At 36.6% G+C, this 18,726-nt stretch carries 16 protein-coding genes and 4 pseudogenes; 17 read left to right on the plus strand and 3 right to left on the minus strand.

Annotated elements, in window-relative coordinates:
- Positions 1 to 371: 371 nt before the first annotated feature.
- The 11 genes and pseudogenes from AR335_RS03020 to AR335_RS03070 all read left to right on the plus strand — a co-directional run.
- A pseudogene (locus AR335_RS03020) lies at positions 372 to 548 on the plus strand (KGG domain-containing protein); the annotation flags it as partial.
- A 346-nt stretch (positions 549 to 894) separates the two neighbouring features.
- A pseudogene (locus tag AR335_RS22845) lies at positions 895 to 1,580 on the plus strand (IS1595 family transposase); the annotation flags it as partial.
- A gap of 148 nt (positions 1,581 to 1,728) precedes the next feature.
- The gene (locus AR335_RS03030) at positions 1,729 to 2,229 is read left to right on the plus strand and encodes a VOC family protein (RefSeq protein WP_062231887.1); all 501 of its coding nucleotides are present in this window, start codon (positions 1,729 to 1,731) and stop codon (positions 2,227 to 2,229) included.
- A gap of 417 nt (positions 2,230 to 2,646) precedes the next feature.
- On the plus strand, positions 2,647 to 3,192 hold the full coding sequence (locus tag AR335_RS03035; RefSeq protein WP_062231889.1) for a dihydrofolate reductase family protein: 546 nt from the start codon (positions 2,647 to 2,649) through the stop codon (positions 3,190 to 3,192).
- Between the two features lie 198 nt (positions 3,193 to 3,390).
- A complete protein-coding gene (locus AR335_RS03040; RefSeq protein WP_062231892.1) occupies positions 3,391 to 3,933 on the plus strand; it encodes an NADPH-dependent FMN reductase in 543 nt (180 codons plus the stop codon).
- A gap of 121 nt (positions 3,934 to 4,054) precedes the next feature.
- Positions 4,055 to 5,281, plus strand: a complete 1,227-nt coding sequence (locus tag AR335_RS03045) for an aminopeptidase (RefSeq protein ID WP_062231894.1) — start codon at positions 4,055 to 4,057, stop codon at positions 5,279 to 5,281.
- Positions 5,282 to 5,394: 113 nt separating this feature from the next.
- Complete coding sequence (locus AR335_RS03050) at positions 5,395 to 5,700, plus strand: hypothetical protein (RefSeq protein ID WP_062231896.1); 306 nt, start codon at positions 5,395 to 5,397, stop codon at positions 5,698 to 5,700.
- A 128-nt stretch (positions 5,701 to 5,828) separates the two neighbouring features.
- Positions 5,829 to 6,371, plus strand: coding sequence for a DinB family protein (locus tag AR335_RS03055; protein ID WP_062231899.1), 543 nt, complete (start codon positions 5,829 to 5,831; stop codon positions 6,369 to 6,371).
- A gap of 129 nt (positions 6,372 to 6,500) precedes the next feature.
- Complete coding sequence (locus AR335_RS03060; protein ID WP_234293169.1) at positions 6,501 to 7,529, plus strand: winged helix DNA-binding domain-containing protein; 1,029 nt, start codon at positions 6,501 to 6,503, stop codon at positions 7,527 to 7,529.
- 398 nt (positions 7,530 to 7,927) lie between these two features.
- Positions 7,928 to 8,770 (plus strand): tyrosine-type recombinase/integrase, encoded by an 843-nt coding sequence (locus tag AR335_RS03065; protein WP_062231902.1) that lies wholly within the window; start codon positions 7,928 to 7,930, stop codon positions 8,768 to 8,770.
- Positions 8,771 to 9,151: 381 nt separating this feature from the next.
- Positions 9,152 to 10,180 carry an alpha/beta fold hydrolase gene (locus tag AR335_RS03070; RefSeq protein WP_062231904.1) on the plus strand — a complete coding sequence of 343 codons (1,029 nt, stop codon included), beginning with the start codon at positions 9,152 to 9,154 and terminating at the stop codon, positions 10,178 to 10,180.
- A 322-nt stretch (positions 10,181 to 10,502) separates the two neighbouring features.
- Here AR335_RS03070 and AR335_RS03075 read toward each other — a convergent pair whose 3' ends face one another.
- Complete coding sequence (locus AR335_RS03075; protein WP_156418827.1) at positions 10,503 to 11,075, minus strand: STAS domain-containing protein; 573 nt, start codon at positions 11,073 to 11,075, stop codon at positions 10,503 to 10,505.
- A 696-nt stretch (positions 11,076 to 11,771) separates the two neighbouring features.
- Entirely contained in the window at positions 11,772 to 12,110 is a 339-nt protein-coding gene (locus AR335_RS03080; protein WP_062231908.1) for an STAS domain-containing protein, read from the minus strand.
- A 1,191-nt stretch (positions 12,111 to 13,301) separates the two neighbouring features.
- On the opposite strand from AR335_RS03080, the gene AR335_RS03090 reads away from it, so the two are divergent.
- Entirely contained in the window at positions 13,302 to 13,907 is a 606-nt protein-coding gene (locus AR335_RS03090; protein WP_062231911.1) for a hypothetical protein, read from the plus strand.
- A gap of 90 nt (positions 13,908 to 13,997) precedes the next feature.
- Positions 13,998 to 14,210 (plus strand): annotated as a pseudogene (locus AR335_RS25415) (hypothetical protein); the annotation flags it as partial.
- A gap of 133 nt (positions 14,211 to 14,343) precedes the next feature.
- Here AR335_RS25415 and AR335_RS03095 read toward each other — a convergent pair.
- Positions 14,344 to 14,565, minus strand: coding sequence for a DUF3006 domain-containing protein (locus AR335_RS03095; protein WP_062231914.1), 222 nt, complete (start codon positions 14,563 to 14,565; stop codon positions 14,344 to 14,346).
- 47 nt (positions 14,566 to 14,612) lie between these two features.
- Here AR335_RS03095 and AR335_RS22855 point away from each other — a divergent pair.
- The 4 genes and pseudogenes from AR335_RS22855 to AR335_RS03110 form a co-directional block, all read left to right on the plus strand.
- Positions 14,613 to 14,845: pseudogene (locus AR335_RS22855) on the plus strand (transposase); the annotation flags it as partial.
- An 801-nt stretch (positions 14,846 to 15,646) separates the two neighbouring features.
- On the plus strand, positions 15,647 to 16,345 hold the full coding sequence (locus tag AR335_RS03100; RefSeq protein ID WP_062231917.1) for a carbonic anhydrase: 699 nt from the start codon (positions 15,647 to 15,649) through the stop codon (positions 16,343 to 16,345).
- Positions 16,335 to 17,072, plus strand: a complete 738-nt coding sequence (locus AR335_RS03105; RefSeq protein WP_234293170.1) for a DUF421 domain-containing protein — start codon at positions 16,335 to 16,337, stop codon at positions 17,070 to 17,072. Before AR335_RS03100 ends, AR335_RS03105 begins: the two co-directional genes overlap by 11 nt.
- 40 nt (positions 17,073 to 17,112) lie before the next feature.
- Complete coding sequence (locus AR335_RS03110) at positions 17,113 to 17,520, plus strand: enoyl-CoA hydratase-related protein (RefSeq protein ID WP_062231919.1); 408 nt, start codon at positions 17,113 to 17,115, stop codon at positions 17,518 to 17,520.
- The last annotated feature ends 1,206 nt before the right edge of the window (positions 17,521 to 18,726 follow it).

The raw sequence follows: 18,726 nt of genomic DNA on the forward strand, positions 1-18,726 counted from the left end.
CTTAACGGCCCTTTCTTTTAGTCCCTAAGCTAAGAGAAAGGGTTTTGTCCTTTCAAGAGGACATGAACACAAATCACTCTAACCATGTATTTCATAGAAAAGGAGCCCTCTAGGGGCTCCTTTACATGTGACCGTAAACATGAGTTCTTCATCACGGCATTTCCCCTTCTTTATTTGGTTTTACTTGCCTTACCATCTTAAAAAATTTACTTTTCTGGACATTTTCTTATTTTACCTTTTTTATGTTGAAAATTTGCGCGTTGATGTTTAGGAATGAACTCAGAGGGAATTTCCTTACTATAGCCAAGATCAAACTTGAGCACTTGAGAAAAGGGAGATGAAATAACATGGCTACTAATAAGAGAGACGGTATGAGCAGGGAAGAAGCTGGAAGAAAAGGCGGACAAGCAACATCTAAAAATCATGATAAAGAATTTTACCAAGAAATTGGTGAAAAGGGCGGAGAAGCCACATCCAAAAGTCATGATAAGGAATTTTACAAGGAAATTGGGAAAAAGGGCGGAGAAGCCCGTAATAATAACAACGAGTAACGGAGCGAGGCTCCAGGCACCATTTTTAGTTCAATTAGCAAAATTAGAAAAACCTGATCTTCAATAAGAAGATCAGGTTTTTTGTTGCAGAACAATTGTAAATACGATAATCAAGCTATAAATAAAGTAATCAATCTGAGGACAAGAATTTGCTTCCGAAAACTCACTTTATGCAAACTAGCGTGCTAATTTTGCCTTATGTGTTTGATCTACATTACCAATAGCCCATAGAATATTGGTTTAAGGATTACATCGCCGTTTCTTAATAAAAAACCGATCTCTAAGGGGATCGGTTTTTCTGTACTTCCAGTAACTGGCTTTATGTTAACTAGACTTCGAATGATTGGCCGATGGATATTGGCTTCGCAAAAACCAAAAAATTCAATCGACCTTGTTTTACTGGCGGCATAAAATTCTCGTTGCCCTTAAACAGATTCCAACCGAAACATTCCAAGGTATTGTCGAAATGGACGAGACCTACTTCCTGTACTCGGAAAAGGGCAAGCGGAATATTACCCGAACGCAAGCCGCGTCAGCGCGGCGGTAAAGCTAAGCACCGTGGTATCAGCAACGACCAAGTTTGTGTACTGGTCGCCCGAGACCGTCAGAAGATGACATTTTCGGGCGTTCTTGGACGTGGGCGCATCCGCACAACCAAGCTAGATGAATCAATTGGTACTCACCTGTCTAGTTCCATTGCTTTGCACTGATTCCTGGCGTGCATTCAGTTCCTATGCCAATCGAAAGGGATTGGCGCATTACCGTTTCAAATCCGATGGAAAACAGCGCGTAAAAGGCGTTTACCATATCCAGAACGTCAACAGCTACCATAGCCGTCTGAAAAAATGGATGGACCGCTTCAACGGGGTTGCCACAAAGTATTTGGAGCATTATTTGGCGTGGTTCCGCTGTCTCGACAGCAAGGACTATGAGAACATAACGTCGAATAAGAAAAACATGTTGGTGACTTCATGCCTGTTTTCTGTGAAGGATACGAACGCCAGACTTCGACGGATGACTTACTGTTGAGCTATCGGGCAGCGTTATTTGTGATCTGCTTAATTTTTACATCTGTAACGTTTCAAACATAGCAATCTGGAAGAAACCACGGCTCATTTTTTATTCTAATATGTATTGTAGAATTCCATAACATTTGAAGGCTGAGGAGGAAAGAATTATGAATAACAAAATCCAAAAAATCGCAACAAACTTGTGGTTCGATACACAAGCCGAAGAGGCGGCGAAGTTGTATACTTCTATTTTCAAAAATTCGAAGATCGGAAGAATCACTCGCCATGGAAAAGCGCATGAAATGCACGGGATATCTGAGGGAACAGTAATGACCGTAGAATTTCAACTGGAAGGACAAGAATTTGTAGCACTAAATGGTGGTCCGCAATTCAAATTCACAGAAGCAATATCGTTTATCGTCCATTGTGACTCACAAGAGGAATTGGACTATTTTTGGGAAAAACTCTCTGAAGGCGGAGATGAAAAGGCTCAAAACTGCGGTTGGCTAAAAGATAAGTATGGCGTGTCGTGGAAAATTATTCCTTCCACTCTAACCAAGATGGTAAACGACCCAGATCCAGAAAAATCAGAAAGAGTTATGAAAGCATTGCTCCAAACGAAGAGTAAAATTGACATAAAAACTTTGATGCAAGCGTATGACGGCTAGGGTGAAATTTGCTATTACTGACGGAATATCGTACCACGAGACATTGCTCTAAGGGGAACGTTAGTTGAAGAAACATAAATGTTTTTTTAATAAGGCACTATTTTAGTTATTCCATTAAAGGGTGCATTTCTGTAATAAGAAATGTGCCTTTTTATATGAGCAGGCCAGATTGTGGAGGAAAGGAGGAATTTTAATGGTCATTCTTGAATTTAAAGCGAGGATTGGCATCCACGTCATTGTACAAGAAGATCTTTCACATCCATAATTTCATTAACGCAAAATTATTTTTCAGATTTAGGCTTCCTGAACAATTAGACCGATGAATTTTGCAATCGAAGTTCGTCTAAATAAATGAGAATAAAAAAAACAATAATCGAGTGAGGTCATTCAAAATAAAAACTATTAAGGAGAAAGAATATGAGAAAAGTAGTTGTATCTGTGTTTGTATCCCTAGATGGAGTCATGGAGAATCCGCAGTGGACGGTCCAATTTCGTAGTGAGGAAACAAAGCAATTCAAGTTGGATGAACTGAAAGCAAGCGGCGCTCTTCTGCTTGGACGTGAAACGTATGTTAATTTTGCAGCTGCTTGGCCAAATTTGATTGAGCAAGAAGGGGAATATGGGCGGATGATGAACGATTACCCCAAGCACGTGATTTCAACAACGCTGGAAAAAATGGAATGGAACAATTCATCCCTGGTCAAGGGCGATATCACGGAGGAAATATCCAAGCTGAAGCAGCAGCCTGGTAAGGATATCTTGGTATTTGGCAGCTGCACGCTCGTTCAAACGCTAATGAAGCTTGACCTCATCGACGAATATCGGCTCATGGTTTTCCCAGTTGTGCTTGGAAACGGAAAACGTCTCTTTGGTGAAGGGATCGATAAGAAGGTGCTGAAACTGGCGGATATTAAGACATTCGGTTCAGGCGTCGTTGTTCTCACCTATCTTCCGGAAAGTTAAGATTGATCAGGAAATCAACATCCATGTGGCTAAATCATATAAGTAGGAACCTTTCTGTTCTCTCGTACTAAACTTTTCCTCCGGATACCGCCCAATATTGCAACGCAGGGTATTTCCAAATAAAGACATTTTTCCGATAAATACTAAGGGTGAGGTATTGTGGAGTAGTATGATTTCAAAAGGAAAGGTTGATATCGAATGCGAAAATTAATTAACATATTGGCCATTTCGGGCAGTCTTCGTCAAAATTCTTCCAATACAAAATTAATGAACGCTATTATTGCTTTAGCCCCAGAAAATATGGAATTTACAATCTATGGCGATTTGGGCAACCTTCCGCATTTTAACCCTGATATCGATGTGGATGACGGACCTCCTCCTATCGGTGGACTAAGGGCGCAACTTAAGGAGGCAAACGGTGTGCTTATATGTACACCAGAGTATGGGAACGGTGTGCCAGGCGTTTTGAAAAATGCCTTGGACTGGATTGTATCCTCAGGTGAGTTTATGAATAAACCTACAGCGGTAATCAGTGCGTCACCATCGCCTATGGGCGGTGATAAAGCGTATGATTCACTTTTACTTACCCTTAAAATGATGAATGCTGTGATTGTAGAAAGTGGAACGATGATGATACCGCACATCGGTTTAAAATTAACTACAGAAGGAGTTATTTCAGATCCTGAGACGAAGGAAGAATTACTATCTTTGCTAAAGGCTCTAGAGCAAGCTTGCCATTAATCGGCATGACCTACAATGATGGAATATCACACTAAAGAATCTTAAACTCAACAAAACTGATATTAAAAACGATCAAACGTATTTACTAAATACTTCTAAAAGTAGAGAATTGGGGTTAACTATGGATTTTCAAAAAGACTTACAAAAGTATGCAGAACTGATTATTAAAGTAGGGGTAAACATACAGCCGGGACAGGTTCTTTATATTGAATCCCCATTGGAATCGGTTGAATTCACACGTATTGTTGTACGTAAAGCATACGAAGCAGGATCAAAGTATGTTCAGGTAAACTGGGACGATGAGGGCATCACACGTTCTCGCTTTGAATCAGCTTATGACGACTCCTTTGATTATTATCCAAAATGGAAAGCATCTGAAATGGAACAAATCGCCGAGTCTGGTGGAGCTATCCTTAACCTTGTGAGTCCAAATCCCGTTTTATTCGAAGGCATTGATCCAAACAAAATTGCTAAAGCTAGACGAGCAGCGGCTTCTGCAAGACAAAATTACTTAGGCTACATCCGGTCAAATAAAATTAGCTGGTGCTTAATTAACGTACCAACAAGAGCTTGGGTTGATAAGGTCTTTTTTGATTTACCAGCCGAAGAACGAATGGCTGCGATGTGGGAAAGTATTTTCTACATGAACCGTGTTGATAAGGAAGATCCCATTATCTCTTGGAATGAACATATCCGTTCATTGAAGTCAATTTCAGACAAATTGAACGATAAACGATACAAAAAACTACATTATAGCGCTCCTGGTACAAACTTGACTGTAGAACTTATCCAAGATCATGTATGGACAGGAGGGGGAAGTATAAATCAAGCTGGTAATCGTTTTGTAGCTAACATGCCAACTGAAGAAGTGTTCACAATGCCATTACGCGGGGGGACCAATGGAACGGTTAAGAGCACGATGCCTTTGAATTTAAACGGTAATCTAATCGAGGATTTCTCTTTAACATTTGAAAATGGAAAGGTAACTCACTTTACTGCTGAAAAGGGTTATGATGCCCTGAAAACTTTATTCGAGACTGACGAAGGAGCCCGATACCTTGGTGAAGTGGCTCTCGTTCCCCATCGTTCACCTATCTCAGATATGAACAGGATCTTTTATAATATTGGTCTAGATGAGAACGCTTCCTGCCATTTTGCTTTAGGAAATGCATATCCATTTAACTTAGAAGGAGGAATAGAGCTGTCGAAAGAAGATTTAATTAGTCGAGGAGTGAACATGAGTATGATTCATGTGGATTTTATGATTGGATCTTCGGAGCTTGATATCGATGGAGAACTTCCGGATGGAACAATAGAATCCCTATTCCGTAAAGGGAACTGGGCTTAGGATTAATAATAGAAACATAGACGAAAGGGTACGTTTCCCGTAAACAGCCTTTGTACGCCAATTACTCTAGAAAAGTGCAGGATTGTGGAATAAAGAGGTATTGGGAGGACTTTGTGAGAAAAAAGATTTTAATAATTTTACTTATATTTGTATTTATTATGGGGATTTCGTCATTAGGTCCATTTAATATAATTTCCAAATTTAACGAGAAAGGTGCTCTAAAAGATTTTATTTCTTCAGATAACACTTTTAAAGAATTAGAAGTTCTTGATATTGATTATAGAGGTTCTGATACTTACTTTGTACAAACCCAAGATGGAAAAAATGTAAAAAACTTTATTATTATGAGATATGACTCTTCAATAATGAATGGTCATTGGAAGGTTTTTGAAGAAACTTCTAAAGAAAAATACTATTAAGGTTTGTTATTCCACGATCGGGTGCTTTTCTTCAAGAAGGAGAAGTACACTTTTTTATTGAACTTATTTAACAAACGTAACCTTTAATTATTTTAAGATTTGAAAAATGTGAATTGGAGGAACTAAATATGACTCATTCCACATTAGAAATGTACAATTTTCATGTATGGGCAAATGATGTAATCATTGAGCGATTAAAAGAACTTCCTGAAGAAATTTATCACAAGGAAATTCAAAGTGGCTTCTCTTCAGTTTCACAAATTTTGACGCACATTTATCTCACAGATTATGCTTGGTTTGAAATTATCCAAGGTAAAAGTATGAATGAGGCAATGGAAACTACAAATCAATTGAAAAAAGAGGTGGAATTAAAGAGTTTAAATGAAATGAAAGAGATATTTCTAAATCTATCCGAAAGATACAAAATACTTCTGAACAGTCAAAATGATATGGACGTGTTGCTAATAGTTGATAATCCGTATGCTGGGCAACTTGAAACTTCTATATCTGAAACTTTAATACACGTTGTCACACACGGTTCATACCACCGTGGCAATATAGCAACTATGTTGCGGCAAATGGGTCACACCTCTGTTATGCAAGATTATGGACTTTATCTATATTCCAAAGAAAGAAAAATAAATGTTGGACGAGCTAGTAAGCATTCATAAACTTGGGAGGAAAATGAATGGTAAGCAATGAAGACAAATAACAATGACAAGAGCCTAAGAAGAGTCATGAATTCACGTGTTCTTAACAGAACACTATTAGCCCGACAGTTTCTTATAAAGCGGTCTAACATGTTAATTCCAGATGTGCTAGAACATCTTATTGGAATGCAATCACAATCACCTACATCTCCCTATGTAAGTTTGTGGAGCAGAACAGACAATTTTGTACATGAATCATTGTCTCAGTTATTGTTAAATCGCCAAGCTGTCCGTATAGCTCTTATGCGTTCAACTATATTTCTTGTCACTAAGCGTGATTGTATGGTGATTCGACCACTTGTGCAGCCTGTAATGGATCGGACTTTAAGGGCTAATTTCGGTCAAAAACTAATGGGTCTGGATTATGAAAAACTTTCTAAATTCAGTAGAAATCTGGTAGAAAGTCAACCTCGTACATTAAATGATCTCGGGAAACTTTTGAAAGAAAAATGGTTTGATAAAGAACCTGCTGCTCTTGCTGCAGCAGCCCGCAACTTGATACCATTGGTTCAGATTCCTCCCCGAGGTATTTGGGGAGCCAAAGGCAAAGCCCTGCATACTTCAGCAGAGCACTGGTTCAGTCAATCGCTTAGCACCAATTACAGTATAGAAACACTGATTTTACGCTACTTAAAGGCTTTCGGTCCAGCGACAATATCTGATATACAGATTTGGTCGGGCTTTACCCAAATTCATGAAGTGATTGAGAAAATCAAACCTCATCTGGAAATATTTTTTGACGAAGATGGAAATGAATTGCTTGATGTCCCTAATGCAGAATTTCCGGATGTCGACACTCCAGTTCCAGTTCGGTTTTTAGCTGAGTTCGATAATATATTACTTTCGCATAAGAATCGGGCTAGGATTATAGCTGATGAATATCGAAGTCGAGTCTTTACAGTAAATGGTATTATAAAAGCCACTTTTCTAATTGACGGCTTCGTCTATGGGCTTTGGAGGATTAAGAGTCAAAGAAATTCCACAACGCTTATTATTGAGCCTTTTAAGCCATTGTCCCAGATTGAAAAAGATGAACTGGTTTTTGAAGGAACTAAATTACTTGATTTTGCTGCTGGGGATTCAAAGGTTAAGGACATTCAATTTTTGGCGCCAATCTAAAAGATTAAACCTACTTTGGTGTGTTTGTATGGAAAATGAGAAATTCGCCTTTCAGCACTTCTTATTCAATTAAGGGCAACTAGAACTTCCGGCTAACCTTATATTACGTTCGGGTGCTTTAAGAGAATTAGGTTATAAGAAGACGACCAGACATAAATCTGGTCGTTTTGATGCTGTTTACATATCTAATTGTGTTATTTTATCTGTTCTTAATAGTAAGATATGTGATTTAAACAACTAGAAGTACTGTTATTCAACAATCGGGTGCTTTTATTCAAAAGCATCCTTTACTTTATTTTTGACTAGTTTTTAGATTGTTGAATAAACAGTGTTTGGCTTTTCCTTTCCATGCCAATACTAGAATAGAATTTTAATTGGTTCATGGAGTGTGAGGTCAAATGTTACTTTCGAACGCGTGGGAGAAGTACCAGCTTGATAAAAAGATAGAAGGGTATTCATTAATCACATTAAAAACGTATTCGTATCAGTATAATTTGTTACTTCGGTATTTTGGAGACATTGATATGAATGAAGTAGCTACCGATCAGTTAAAAGCTTATTTAATCGACAAAGGAGAGCATTTAAAACCATCAAGCTTAGGGCATCGAGTTAGGTTTATTCGCTCTTTTTTCAAATGGACTCATGATGAAGGTTTTATTAATCAGAACCCTGCAGCAAAATTGAAAGAACCAAAGCTCGGAAAGAGAATTCCTAAATTCCTAACTGAACTTGAAATTGAACATTTAAGAGAATCTTGTCAAAACACTATGGAAAATGCTTTATTTGAGTTCTTTTACTCAACAGGTTGTCGTATTGGTGAAGTAGTAAAATTAAACCGTAATGATATTAAATTTATAACAAACTCTGTTATTGTACACGGAAAAGGTGATAAAGAACGTGAAGTTTACTTTAATACTCGGTGCTCTTTATGGTTAAAAAGGTATCTGGATTCAAGAGACGATACAGACCCATGTTTGTTTATCACAGATAGGAAACCTAGAAGAAGGATGAGTATTGATCTCATAAGGTACATCATAAAGCGTATATCTAGTCGTGCTATAATCAGGAAAAGTATTCATCCCCACCAATTACGTCATAGCTACGCTACTAATATGATCAATAATGGAGCACCTCTTGAAGTAATACAGAGTTTATTAGGGCATGAGAAAAGCGAAACAACAAAAATATACGCTCAATTTAGTGGGAAGCAAAGACAGGATTTTTATAGTAGATATTTCTAAAGTGCGTTTTAGTAGACGTACTTTTTTTATTGAATTTAGGATTGAGTTAATTGATATAATTTGAAATAATTGGTATTAAGCAATCGGGGCAGTTTAGTTGAAGAATTAAAATAACATTAAAAACACAAATACACCGTACTAATTACGGTGCTTTTTTGTGTGCTTTTTAACTTGTAATTTCCCTAACTTTTTAAAGTGTTGTAAATCCAAACAGACTCCGCTATGCTGTGGCAGCCTTGTTATCTTAGTCCACATAATGGTCAAATAACTCATTTTGAAAGAAAGCATTTAACAAAGGTAATAAGTAAAAGGAGCCCATCATATTTTAAATAAGGTATTTCCGTATTAATGGTTAGGAAAATGAATGAAAAGAGGTGAAATATGGGTTCACATAATCTCCTGAAAGACTTAGTTATGCGAGGGCAAACCCGAAAAAAGAAAGCAAATATAATTCAAATTGAAAATCCAAATAAAATTGTTGAGAGTTGTTTCGAAGAAATCGGAGGAATTGAACAGTGGATAACTATACGAGGTGAGGATTATAATAATCCAATCCTGTTATTTATTCACGGGGGACCCGGTAGTACCTATTCCATTTTCACCCCTTTGTTGCGTTCGTGGGAGAAGTTCTTTACAGTTGTCCAGTGGGATCAAAGAGGTGCTGGAAAGACTTTTCGGAAAAATGGTAAAGAAGCTTGTGGAGCAATCACATTCGAAAGACTTACTCAAGATGGTATTGAAGTGGCAGAATATTTGTGTAAGATAATCGGTCAACCAAAGGTGATCTTGATTGGCAGCTCTGTTGGTAGTTTGATTGGTTTAATGATGGCAAAACAAAGACCAGACCTTTTTTGGGCATATGTAAGCACTGACCAGAATGCCCCCGATCTTAAAGGACGTTTATATACATTAACACTGGATGCCCTTAAAAAAGGAGGTGTCTCAAAAGGTGTTAAATTTGTTGAAAGGATGGGACCAAATCCTTCTGATTGGACCCGAAAAGATTATGAAAAAAAGAATCGGTTTCTTGTTAAAGCTATTAGAGGTGTTCCTAATATGGTTACTGATTTAATATTGCCTTCATTAGTTTCTTCCCCTGATCATACAGTAAATGATATAGTTGATTATTTGAAAGGGATGTCATTTTCCCTTGATCACCTTTACAAAGAATTAGTTCCCTTTGACTTTAATAAGATAGGAAGAAGTTTTGAATTACCATTCTTTATTTTTCAAGGGGATTCAGATATTATAACTCCCACCGAATTAGCAAAAGACTATTTTGATGATATATTAGCACCTTACAAGGAATTTGTTTCAATCAAAAACGCAGGTCATTTAGCCTGTTTTGCTCAACCTAATCAGTTTCTTGGAGAACTTACTGAAAGGGTGCTACCACTAATTATCACCTAAATATTAATTACTAATGAGTTAGGGTTATCCAATTCTTGTGAATCTGGTAGTCATTATGCCGTCGTTGTTTTTAAAAAGTATGAATAAATATGTGTAAATGCCAGCGATTTATGTATAATACTAAGGCTGCTTCGGCAGTTTCTTTTTTTGGTTACAGCAAGTTTGTGAAAAAATGTACTTAAACAAACGGGTGCGTTAGCTGAAGATCGGAGCTGTCTTTAAGGCGGCTTTTTCTTATGGAACTAAAGTGGCAGGTTTGTTGAATATGCAAGATGAATAATTGTACTCAAACTAATGGATGTAAGTGTCCTATATATGCTTTTTATCTCTGATTTTTTTGTAATGGATACCCTGACTTCTTCCAGACATATAAGACTCCTTGTTTGAAGGACGTAAAGGTCTTCGCACCAATAAAAATTTGATCCCTAACAATAGATTGGGCAAGCTCGGGTTTGATTCCGACATAGATAGGTTCTACACCCATTAAGCAAAGTGCAGTTTGCATCTGTTGCAGGCGAGATGCGGTTTCAGGCTTAAGTCCTTCGTTAACCCCTGATAAATCAAAAAGGACGTCATTAATTTGATGATTGGCACAGTATTTTAATACTTTGCTCTCAATATGATTTATTCGGTCTTCCGTGATTTTCCCGAGAAGGGGAACAAGGACAGAAGTATCATTAGCAAGTGGAATAATAGGGCTTTCTAATTCCTTAATTTGTTCGTTTCTTTCCTGGATGGCGTTGTCAAATTCGGTAAGGTCTTTCCAAGTAAGAATATAACCCAGCTTTTCCCCTGCTTCAGAGGTTAAGGTGTTGACTACGATATTGGATTTAAATCGTTGAAATAAAGTTATAGTAGTGGAATGAGGAAAGTACCCATTTTTCATATATTCCAACGATTTTTGACTATGAAATCTAGAGATGTTTTGCCCTATAAAATCTTCTGGGTTATCAATATTGACAAAAGGTCCAATTACTTTAAGGAGTTCTTTGGCAGATTGGTTAATCCATACGATTTCATAGTCAGCATTGGTAATTAATATATTTTCACCAACCTTATCAAGTAGCGTTGGAATGTTTGTTTGACTAAAAAGTTCAATAGTTATGGCAAACCTCTCCTTAAATCATTATAGAACAAGTATAATTGAGACAATAAAGTATTACAATATTCAAAATTCAAGCAAATATTAATACAATATACTTTAATAATTTTTGGTGATACAAATCACTTGTGCAGCAAATCCTGAGAAATGATTTTGCTTTTAAACTAAAAGGGCAGGATTGTTTAATAAGAGTTTGGAAATAAAGGACCTCTTTCAAGTGGTTGAACCAACCTTTTTTAATCCAAATGTAAATCTATTAGTAATCTGGCGTAGTTTCTCTTCAGACCCATTGTAAACTATTAAAGACATATTACTATATATGAAGGCAAGTCCCGCATTTTCTTCAACAACTAAATCATTCGAAATACAGATTGTGAATAATTACACTTAAAAGACCGAATCGTCTTAGTATACCCTACGCGTTTTGCTGTCGTATATTCTATATGTAATATAAAGAAGGACGTTTATAAGGTAGAAGGGGATAATAAATTATACCTTTTGGGGGAAGTATTCCGTTTTCTTCCCTATGTCCATCACTTCTGTAAGACCGGATACGTCAAATAATCGGTGGACACGATCCGTCAACCCTCTTAGCTTTAGCGTACTGTCGTTCTTTTTCAAGGACTTAAGAACTTTAATGAAAATACCCAACCCCGTGTTGTCCATGAAGTCAATTTGTTGAAGATCGATAATAATGTCTTTCCTTTTTTCTTCTGATAGTGGTATAAGTACTTCTTTTAACTTTGGTGCAGTATAGACATCAATTTCTCCATTCAATACTAAATAATGTGCATCGTTTAATTGTTCATGTTTAATTTTAAGATTCATCCGTTTTTCCTCCCAAGAGTAGAATTGGCCAGAAAATTCATCCTTAACTTTATATAGTGTATTAGCGTAGGTTATATGTAGGGACGACGAATTGGCTTTTGTTATTTTTTATAGACATTCACATCAGCAATTCCACATGATCGATAAAACAGAATATAAAAAATACATACTATCTAATCCCCCATTTAATGGTTAACAGGATGATCCTCCTAAAGTTCAACAAAGTGGACGGACTTGTTAGTTATGAAAGTGAAAAGAAATTTGGAATCAAAAAAGAAAGAAGGGGATCAATGGTGTTCTTCAAATCACAATTAGTACAAAAATACCCTCGAATTGTTAAGAAGAACGAGACCATTTTATAAAGTTGGGTATGTTTACACAAACCCGTTCTTAATATAAATCTGCTCTGACAAGTTTTGCAAAGCTAGCCAGTACCTCAAGCACGAACAAATCATTTTCACCTTTTCCTTAAGGAGATCTTAAATGCAGTCTGTACTTGGGATGATTTTATTATTTCATAATAATTTATTTATAGGTACTGGGTTAATTTGTCGTAAAAGTACTAGTTTTGACGATCTTGGTCTTATCCTAAAATACCGTACAAAAAAGCGGGCTACTACCGAATTCAATATTTGGTCGTGTGGATGTGTTCCTAGATCTGCACCACTAGGGATTTTACAAAATTGAAGGCACTGATGAAGATGGAACGATGTCAATTTTCATTTATTAAGTACGTTATGAAAGTGTTCATTAATTAAATTCGAGATGGAAGGTTCAATCGGATAAAGTCTAAAAGGCCTTGGTATATAAGGTACATACCAAGGTCTTTTTTTTGTTTGAATTTGATCCGTGCAACCTCTTTATTCAAGAATCGGGCCAGATTGCGGAGTAATATCTACAATTTAACCCATTAATTAGAAGATGAAATAGTGTAAGATAAATGGTGGTGAACCTTATCATAAGTAAGTGAGGTTTTTTTGGCACAACAGTCGGTGGTACCCCTGCCTCACACTGGAAATCCTTTCTTGTTATTTCGCTAGTTTCTACATTTGCTTTAGATCCAAAGTTGAATCATCTCCAAACCAAAATATAATTTAACATAGCATTTGTTAAAAAAGCTAGACAAAAAAGGAGAATGGATGTTTATATATGAGTAGATAAAAAATTTGGATTTTTGGAGACTGCTTAATTATGACTGATTTAGTAAAATTGCCGAAAGCTGCTGTCTTTGGGGCTGCAAATGGAGTGATGTTCATGACTTTTTTTGGAGCACTTTGGGCTTCCATTGGTATTATTGGTTCACACGGACTTGGAGCTCCATGGTTACTTGTTCTTTCGGGTGTTGTGACATTAATCTTACTCATTGGAGCCATATCGCTTTTTGGTAAAGCTCGTAACATGAACAATGCTGTTACACCGGAAGAGAGGGAACAATGGAAAAAAATAAATCGGAAATTTGGTTTGATCTTTGGTCTAGAAGGTCTTGCAATCTTTATTGCAAGTGTGATTTGTAACATAATCAACCATTTTGAAGTCTTTTTCCCTATTATGGCTATTATTGTCGGTATTCATTTTTTTCCTTTAGCTAAATTGTTTCGAGAAAATTTTTATTATGGTACAGGTGTAGTGCTCTGTATTTTAGGCATTATTACTTTCTTATTACCAATGAATGCCACTGTTAGCAATGTATCTCTAATTGCGACGTCTACTTTTATCGGTTTTGGCTCTGCTTTGACGCTATGGGTGACAGGTCTGAGAATCTGGATAACCATACTAAAACAATTGAAACAAATATAAAAAAGAGCGATGAGATGACGGGTTTAGTCTAAGATGTTTTAACAATGTTAAACCCATTCTCGCGGATCAATCGAGTAAGTTGACTATTATTGGAATGAACTCTCAAAAGAAGGAAATGGATTTTATCGAGAAGCAAGTGCTTGGTTGGTAGATAAATACGGGATATGGTGGCAAATCATAACATCTGAACTAACAAATATGATGAGAGATACAAAGAGCATACAGCACACAATTGAAGAATTTAAAAAAACTGAATTGATTAATGTTAAACAAATTAAGGCAAATCTTGATAATAAGATGTGAACATTTGTGTGGAGAACGATCTTCAAGAATAGGGCGCATTTCTTTAATAAGGAATGCGTCTAGTTTCATATAAGGGTGCGTTAGTTGAATACAAAAATAAAAACGAGCTTGAGATTCAAGCTCGTTTCACTTCTTAATCATCCCATACCTCGTCCATCAGGTCTTCAATTTCTTTTCTTAGTTTCTCTGTTTCTTCTTTATTAATAACAATTTCATTGTCTTTAAAATAAATAACGTCGCCTGCTTTTGCCTGTTTTGGGAGCAAGGTGCGAAGGATGTCTTTGGTTTCATTGCCGATCTCGATGACAGCATACTCACCTTCAAAGCGGTCAATAATCCCCTTAACCTTCTTCATTACTTTTTCTCCGTTTTTAGCAGCGTCAACAGCACCTATAGACGACGATCCACCGTCACATCTGGGAAGATTATCTGGAAGAAGCTAACCACCTTCGATATATGCACAGCGTAAAGAAACGATTGAACGGGTATTCACCGATGCAAAAGAAAAGCATGGTATGCGATGGACGAAGCTTCGAGGGCTTAAAAAAGTTTCCGCACACGCGATGCTTACTTTCGCTGCCATGAACCCTAAAAAACTGGCAAACTGGACATGGCGAGGGCCATATCCAGCCTAATATAGGCTAGGATTTCTTTAAAAAGCACATAAAAAATGGACAAAGCCCTTCTCAAAAAAAATTGAGAAGGGCTTTGTCTACGTTCTGGAAGATCGAGCATAAGCTCGGTCTTTTTGATTGTCACGACGTTTACAGCTTTACATAAGCGACTGGACAAAGACCTACGCTTCCGTTATCAATGTGGATTTCCAACCTCTTTTATAAATATGTTTGGCAGAAGGAGAAACAATAATGGATTGATGTGGGCGTTGGGCGTCTGTTTTAAGTCTTGCAATTAGTGTGGCTGTTTATGGATTAAGAAGAAATCAAAACAGAAAGATACAGAATCCTGTTCAAAACTTAATGAATATTTTTCCCATGGGAAAAAGTGTCCAAAAACCGAATATCGCTGGATTAACAGAGTTTGCGAAGGAATTAATTCCTAGTAAAAATCCATTTACCAACAAATAGCCTTTATTCCTAAATGCCCACGATTAGGTGGGTATTTTTAATATACGATTGTAAATCATAATAGAAATAAAATTTAACCATTATTTCGCTGCCATACGTTCAGTATATAAACTTATACTTACCCTTAAATAAAAAATTCGACATAAAAAATTCAATAACCAAATTGGTTGCGGGTATATTATAAATGTCTTTTATAAAGATTAAACAAACCGGTGAACATACTTATTTTGATGGATGAACCACGAGCTACATTTACTTTGTAGGCAATGAAAGGGGGCTTAAAAATTTTATTTGTAAATTAAAATATTTAAATAAATAAAAATGGAATATTACAGAAAGGATGGTGTGAACATGAAAATGAGCAACAAATTAATCTTAGGTTTTACCGTTTCTTCCATTGTTGGTAAAGTTATGGAGGCTTTAAACAATAAAGATAATGTGACCCCAAATACAACAACTACGTTTAATTTGAACATTGATAAACCTATTGTGGATCATTCAGCTTATATCCATCATTTCGCTTCCGTAATTGGCAGTGTTAGCATAGGTGAGAATGTGTTTGTAGGTCCGTTTTCATCCTTAAGGGGAGATGAGGGGTTAAGGATCCATATTGGAAATGGAACCAATGTACAGGATGGGGTAGTGCTGCATGGGTTAAAAAATTATGAATATCAAGGTGTGTTGGCCAATCATTCAACTTTTAAAGAAAATCAGCCTTACTCAATCTATATAGGTGATCAGGTTACGTTAGCACCGCAGTGCCAAGTACATGGACCTGCCAGGATCGATAATAAAGTGCTTATTGGCATGCAATGTTTAGTCTTTGATTCTTACGTAGAGGAAAACGTGGTATTAGAACCAGCTTCAAAGGTAATAGGAGTGAAAGTTCCTCGAAACCGATACGTTACAGCAGGAAAGGTAGTCACTAGTCAAGACGAAGCAGATCAGTTGCCAAAGATCACATCACAATACCAATATTATGATTTTAATCAGAAAATGATTTCAGACTATAAAGAACTTGTAGACGGATACAAAAGGGATGATCAATGAAATGTTGGAGTGGGTAAAAGAAATTGTTGTATTATACGGAAGAATTATCACCCTCGTTCCTTTTTTATTGATTACAGCATTATTTATAGGGAAACGTTCTATTAGTGAAATACCTGTGTTTGACTTTTTAATCATCATTACACTTGCTGTCGTTGCTGGAGTGGATATATCCAACCCGAACATCAGCCATTTAAATACTACGATCGCCATTTCGGCTATTGCCTTTCTGCAAAGAGTCATATCGACTTTAATAATAAAAAATAGACGAATCGGTAAATTGATTACATTTGAGCCAACAATAGTCATACAAAACGGGACCATGCTTGTGGGAAATTTAAAGCGTATCCGCTATTCCTTAGACAACATTCTTCAGATGCTCAGAGAAAAGGATATATTTAATCTAACAGATGTGGAACTTGCAATAGTAGAAGCAAATGGAAATTTAACCGTTTATAAAAAAGCGAACAAATCTTTTGTTACGATAGAGGATTTAGAAATTAAAAAGAAACATGAAGGCATATCCTACCCTGTCATCTTGGAGGGAAAAATTGATTCTACTGTTCTTAACCAGTTAAACTTAAATGAAAAATGGTTAATAAATCAATTACAAAAGAAAGGAATCAAAGAATTGGATAGCATTTTTTTCGCTTCGATTAATGATAATCACGAACTGCATTTCTCATTTGTCAATGAGGTTACGAAAGCTACTCACCGAATCGTACATTAAGGATTAAGAAGGTAGATGTTTTTTTTATAAAGGAAATATTTTGCTGAACGGGGACACGGCGGATGCCACGCTTAGACGTATGCATGATTTTTTTAATAAGGTAGAAAGTTTCCCAAAACCAGTCATCGCCTGTATTAATGGAAAAGCATTGGGCGGAGGTAATGAGCTGCAGATGGCCTGTCATCTGGCAATTGCTTCTGAGTCCGCAGAATTGGGGCTTCCTGAAGTCCGGCTAGGAATTATGCCCGGATATGGCGGGACACAGCGACTTCCGAGGTTAATAGTTCAACGGCGGGCATTAGAGCTCATGTTAGGCGGCGACCGAATTTCTGCACAAAAGGCGCTTGAACTGGGTCTTGTTAATCGTGTTGTCCCACAGGAACAACTCTTGGATGAAGCGATTAATTGGGGGCGGCAGGCCCACCTTTGGCCATCAAAGGCATTTTAGATGCCGTGGTCAGAGGTGGCAGTAGTGTCCTGAATGAGGGTCTAGAGATCGAGCGCGAAAATGTAAAGACAGTGATGACTTCAGAAGACGCCGTAGAGGGAGTCACAGCATTCTTTTCAAAGAAGCAACCTTCCTTTAAGGGACGCTAAAAAGAAAAAGCCGTGTAACTTTTGATGATCTAGGTTACAGTTTTGAATTAGTGAATGGATAATAAAATATATTTTGCGGTAAATAACACAAGTACCTGGAAAACAAACCTTACCTTTTAAGGCTTTGTTTGTTCTCAATTGAAAAATTAATTAACGTTTTATTTCTCCTTGTTAAACGAATTTAACGTTTAACGTTCTTTATAAAATAATATTCAAATGGATTGCCCACCAAACTTCCCACATTTTACCCACCTGTATATCAACTTTGGTCCATTTAATAACACACTTATTTTTCAAAATATTGATTTCATGGGGTTTTATCTCTTAAAACTACTTATAAAATCTCATAGTATAAGTTCCGTACACAAGTTCATATTTGGGAAGCCTAACCGTAGAATTAATAAAGATTTTGACAACAAAGAAACAGAGTTATCTCCATGTGCCGATAGAATTTGAAAAACCTTAAAAAGCTTTGAAAAGTAAATTCGAAAAACGTTAAATCAACGTTTTTACAAACCTATGACACAGTATGAAAAATTCAATTAACCAAGTTCGAGATGGAAGGTTCAATCGGATAAATAACGAAAAGCCTTGGTATATAAGGAATATACCAAGGTTTTTTTATGTTTAAATTAGCCGCGTGCCGATTTCGTGCCGATTCAGATTTAAATATGAGACCTTTTATGTTTTATTCCAGAAACGGGCCAGATTGTGGAATAAGGGGATTTACAAAAATTAGTTAAAAATATGCGTAATTTAAAACCAGAGCAGGTTTTTTAACGAAAAATGTAGAAATAAGACCATAAAAAATTACCCTTATATAGTCCAAAAATTTGGACTATATAAGATGGTGTATGATTGGATTTATTACTTGTCGTTTCCTCTAATGATTGAAGGATAATAGATTATCAGCAGCAGAAAAGAAAGTTCGTAATTATTCAAATGATGAAACGTTGTTAATTGCCCGTAACTGCCTCTAGTCATGTGCGGTGGGCTAACCTTATTACAGTAATGGGCAACTATCTGATATTTATTATCTGAATATTACGATATATTA

The organism is Fictibacillus sp. FJAT-27399 (assembly GCF_001510655.1).
Lineage (GTDB): Bacteria > Bacillota > Bacilli > Bacillales > Fictibacillaceae > Fictibacillus_C > Fictibacillus_C marinisediminis.

Bases quoted from the DNA above. Each gene is read 5' to 3' on its own strand.
- AR335_RS03105 (WP_234293170.1), top strand. From the start codon at position 16,335: ATGATCAATGAAATGTTGGAGTGGGTAAAAGAAATTGTTGTATTATAC.
- AR335_RS03035 (WP_062231889.1), top strand. From the start codon at position 2,647: ATGAGAAAAGTAGTTGTATCTGTGTTTGTATCCCTAGATGGAGTCATG.
- AR335_RS03030 (WP_062231887.1), top strand. From the start codon at position 1,729: ATGAATAACAAAATCCAAAAAATCGCAACAAACTTGTGGTTCGATACA.
- AR335_RS03045 (WP_062231894.1), top strand. From the start codon at position 4,055: ATGGATTTTCAAAAAGACTTACAAAAGTATGCAGAACTGATTATTAAA.
- AR335_RS03095 (WP_062231914.1), bottom strand. From the start codon at position 14,565: ATGAAGAAGGTTAAGGGGATTATTGACCGCTTTGAAGGTGAGTATGCT.
- AR335_RS03100 (WP_062231917.1), top strand. From the start codon at position 15,647: ATGAAAATGAGCAACAAATTAATCTTAGGTTTTACCGTTTCTTCCATT.
- AR335_RS03080 (WP_062231908.1), bottom strand. From the start codon at position 12,110: ATGAATCTTAAAATTAAACATGAACAATTAAACGATGCACATTATTTA.
- AR335_RS03055 (WP_062231899.1), top strand. From the start codon at position 5,829: ATGACTCATTCCACATTAGAAATGTACAATTTTCATGTATGGGCAAAT.
- AR335_RS03060 (WP_234293169.1), top strand. From the start codon at position 6,501: ATGTTAATTCCAGATGTGCTAGAACATCTTATTGGAATGCAATCACAA.
- AR335_RS03070 (WP_062231904.1), top strand. From the start codon at position 9,152: ATGGGTTCACATAATCTCCTGAAAGACTTAGTTATGCGAGGGCAAACC.
- AR335_RS03065 (WP_062231902.1), top strand. From the start codon at position 7,928: ATGTTACTTTCGAACGCGTGGGAGAAGTACCAGCTTGATAAAAAGATA.
- AR335_RS03040 (WP_062231892.1), top strand. From the start codon at position 3,391: ATGCGAAAATTAATTAACATATTGGCCATTTCGGGCAGTCTTCGTCAA.
- AR335_RS03090 (WP_062231911.1), top strand. From the start codon at position 13,302: ATGACTGATTTAGTAAAATTGCCGAAAGCTGCTGTCTTTGGGGCTGCA.